This is a genomic window from Streptomyces sp. SID9727 (assembly GCF_010550605.1).
GTDB lineage: Bacteria > Actinomycetota > Actinomycetes > Streptomycetales > Streptomycetaceae > Streptomyces.
In genome coordinates this window covers 1-3,851 of the sequence record NZ_JAAGNI010000267.1, presented here as the reverse complement: position 1 = coordinate 3,851, position 3,851 = coordinate 1, and the positions used below count along the sequence as shown (strand labels likewise).

Here is a 3,851-nt window from a genome sequence, read left to right as displayed (position 1 = left end):
GCCCGCCGCGCCCTCGTCCCCGGCAGGCCGCGCCTTCGTCTCCGCGCGGGCGCGGCGGCCGGTCAGCCACTCCTCGGCCCAGTCCGGCGGCGACCCGGCGGGCACCGCCGCGTCGTCGGCGGCGCGGAGCAGGAGCAGCCCCAGCGCGTGCTTGCACGGGAACTTCCGGCTGGGGCAACTGCACTTGTACGCGGGACCGGTGGTGTCGACCACCGTCCGGTACGGCTTGCTCCCACTGCCCTTGCACAGCCCCCACACCCCGCCCGTCACGTCCCACCCGGTGTCCGACCAGGAGCCGGCCGCACCGAGCTTGTTCCCCGCCTTGCGTGAGGCGTCGTCAGGAGCCAGGGCCAGCACCTGCTCCACCGTCCAGCGCGCGGCCGAGGCAGCGGCGCCCAAGGGTTCTCCCCCGTCAGTCAGCAGCATGCCAACGACGTTAGGCGGCCCCACTGACAATGGCTCTCACCTGCGCGAACGCCGATTGTCAGTGCCATGGTGCACGGTGGAACCACATCCGGCCGACCGACTTGGCGACCGATCCGGAGGGGGATCCATGACCGTGTCCGAAACCACCCAGGCGAGCACAGGCGAGGTACTGCGCCCGCATGCCGAGGACGCCTTCGCCGACGAGCTGAAGGCGCTCGCGGCAGCCGACGACCGCCCCAGGCCCGAGCGTTGGCGCCTGTCGCCCTGGGCCGTCGCGACGTACCTGCTGGGCGGCGCCCTGCCCGACGGCACCGTCATCACACCGAAGTACGTGGGACCGCGCCGCCTCGTCGAGGTCGCCGTCACCACGCTCGCCACCGACCGGGCGCTGCTGCTCCTCGGCGTCCCCGGCACGGCGAAGACCTGGGTCTCCGAGCACCTGGCCGCGGCCGTCAGCGGTGACTCGACGCTGCTGGTGCAGGGCACGGCGGGGACCCCGGAAGAGGCCGTCCGCTACGGGTGGAACTACGCGCAGCTGCTCGCCAACGGCCCCAGCCGCGACGCGCTCGTGCCCAGCCCGCTGATGCGCGCCATGGCCCAGGGCATGACCGCCCGCATCGAGGAACTGACCCGCATCCCCGCCGATGTGCAGGACTCGCTGATCACGATCCTCTCCGAGAAGACCCTGCCCCTGCCCGAGCTGGGCCAGGAGGTCCAGGCGGTGCGCGGGTTCAACGTCATCGCGACCGCCAACGACCGCGACCGGGGCGTGAACGAGCTGTCCAGCGCCCTGCGCCGCCGGTTCAACACCGTGGTCCTGCCGCTGCCCGCGACCCCGGAGGCGGAGGTCGACATCGTCTCCCGCCGCGTCGACCAGGTCGGCCGCTCGCTCGACCTGCCGCCCGCGCCCGACGGCCTCGCCGAGATCCGCCGCGTCGTCACGGTCTTCCGCGAACTGCGCGACGGGGTCACCACCGACGGCCGCACCAAGCTCAAGTCCCCCTCGGGGACGCTGTCCACGGCCGAGGCCATCTCCGTCGTCACCAACGGCCTCGCGCTGGCGGCCCACTTCGGGGACGGCGTGCTCCGCCCCGGCGACGTCGCGGCCGGCATCCTCGGCGCCGTCGTCCGCGACCCGGCGGCGGACCGGGTGATCTGGCAGGAGTACCTGGAGACCGTGGTGCGCGAGCGGGACGGCTGGAAGGACTTCTACCGCGCCTGCCGGGAGGCGTCCGCATGACCGGCACCCGTGGACCGGGGCCGCTGCTGCTGGGGGTGCGGCACCACGGCCCGGGCTCGGCCCGCGCCGTCCGCGCCGCCCTCGACACGGCGAACCCGCGGGCGGTCCTCCTCGAGGGCCCGCCCGAGGGCGACGCGCTGCTGCCGCTCGCGGCCGACGAGGAGATGCGGCCCCCGGTCGCCCTGCTGGCCCACGCGGTGGACGACCCCGGCCGGGCGGCGTTCTGGCCGTTCGCCGAGTTCTCCCCCGAGTGGGTCGCCATCCGCTGGGCCCTGGCCCGGGACCTGCCGGTCCGCTTCATCGACCTGCCCGCCGCCCACTCGCTCGCCATGGAGGCCGACGACGCCTCCCAGGAAGAGCCGGACGCACGGCCCGTCCCCGTCGACCCGATCCGGGTGCTCGCCGAGACCGCCGGGTACGACGACCCCGAGCGCTGGTGGGAGGACGTGGTCGAGCACCGCGTCCCCGGCAGCGGTGAGGCGGCCGGACCGCTCGCCGCGTTCGCCGCGCTCGGCGAGGCGATGGCCGCGCTCCGGGAGGCGTACGGGGACGGCGGGCATCCCCGGGACGCGGTGCGCGAGGCGTACATGCGCATCCAGCTCCGCACGGCGAAGAAGGAGTTCGGCGACGACTTCGCGGTGGTCTGCGGCGCCTGGCACGTCCCCGCCCTGCGCACGCGGACGACGCTCACCGCCGACCGGGCCCTGCTCAAGGGCCTGCCCAAGGCCAAGGCCGAGCTGACCTGGGTGCCCTGGACCCACCGCAGACTGGCCCGGCACAGCGGATACGGCGCGGGCATCGAGTCGCCCGGGTGGTACGAGCACCTCTTCGCCGCCCCGGACCGCCCGATCGAGCGCTGGATGACGAAGGTCGCCGGACTCCTGCGCGACGAGGACCGTTTCGTCTCGTCCGCCCACGCCATCGAGGCCGTCCGGCTCGCGCAGACGCTCGCCGCGATGCGCGGCCGGCCGCTCGCCGGGCTGAGCGAGACGACCGACGCGATACGGGCCGTCATGTGCGAGGGCTCCGACGTGCCGCTCGCGCTCGTCCATGACCGCCTCGTCGTCGGCACCACGCTCGGCGAGGTCCCCGACACCGCCCCCGCGGTCCCCCTCCAGCGCGACCTGACCCGGCAGCAGCGCACCCTGCGGCTCAAGCCGGAGGCCGACGAGCGGGAGATCGACCTCGACCTCCGCAAGGACACCGACGCCTCCCGCAGCCGCCTGCTGCACCGGCTCCGCCTCCTCGGCATCGCCTGGGGCGAACCGGCTGCCGGCCGGGGGAGCACCGGCACCTTCCGGGAGAGCTGGCGGCTGCGCTGGGAGCCCGAGCTGTACGTGCGCGTCGCCGAGGCGGGCGTCTGGGGCACCACCGTGCTCTCCGCCGCCACCGCCCGCGCCGAGTCGGACGCCCTGGCCGCGACCGCCCTCGCCGAGGTCACCGGGCTGGCCGAGCGCTGCCTGCTCGCCGACCTGCCGGACGCCCTGCCGGTCGTGATGCGGGCCCTCGCCGACCGCGCCGCGCTCGACGCCGACGTCGGCCACCTCGCGGACGCCCTCCCGGCCCTGGCCCGCACCCTGCGCTACGGGGACGTCCGCGCCACGGACACCACGGCGCTCGGCGAGGTCGCGGCCGGCCTCGCGGAGCGGATCTGCGTCGGCCTGCCGCCCGCCTGCACGGGGCTCGACGCCGAGGGCGCCGAAGCACTGCGCCGCCAGGTGGACGGCGTCCACACCGCGATCGGACTCCTCGCCGGTGCCGTCCCGTCGAGCGCGGACGGGCTGCGCGAGCGCTGGCGCGCGGTGCTGCACAAGCTGACCGTCCGGGACACGGTCGCGGGCGTCATCCGGGGCCGGGCCGCCCGTCTGCTCCTGGACGACGGCCACCTCGACCAGGACGCCGCCGCCCGGCTGATGGGCCTCGCCCTCTCCCCGGGCACCCCGCCGGCCGACGCCGCCGCGTGGATCGAGGGCTTCGTCGGCGGGGCGGCGGGCGGCGGCATGCTCCTCGTCCACGACGAGCGGCTGCTCGCGCTGGTCGACTCCTGGCTCACCGGAGTCCCCGCCGACACGTTCACCGACGTGCTGCCCCTGCTGCGGCGCACGTTCTCCGCGTACGAACCGGGCGTCCGGCGCACCCTGGGCGACCTCGTCCGGCGCGGCCCGGCCCCCGCCGGAGCCACGGG

3 protein-coding genes are annotated in these 3,851 nt (G+C 75.7%); 2 read left to right on the top strand and 1 reads right to left on the bottom strand.

Features of this window, described 5'->3' with window-relative positions:
* Window positions 1–426: SWIM zinc finger family protein (locus G3I41_RS17540; protein ID WP_239081682.1), on the bottom strand; the 426-nt coding region annotated here is incomplete at its 3' end.
* Window positions 427–553: 127 nt separating this feature from the next.
* Between G3I41_RS17540 and G3I41_RS17535 the strand changes: the two genes are divergently transcribed.
* A complete protein-coding gene (locus G3I41_RS17535; RefSeq protein WP_164401167.1) occupies window positions 554–1,666 on the top strand; it encodes an AAA family ATPase in 1,113 nt (370 codons plus the stop codon).
* Window positions 1,663–3,851, top strand: a 2,189-nt coding sequence (locus tag G3I41_RS17530) for a DUF5682 family protein (protein WP_164401166.1), incomplete at its 3' end; no start/stop codon positions are given. The genes G3I41_RS17535 and G3I41_RS17530, both read left to right, overlap by 4 nt.

Excerpts from the sequence above, each read along its gene's own strand:
- G3I41_RS17535 (WP_164401167.1), top strand. The coding sequence starts at position 554 with ATGACCGTGTCCGAAACCACCCAGGCGAGCACAGGCGAGGTACTGCGC.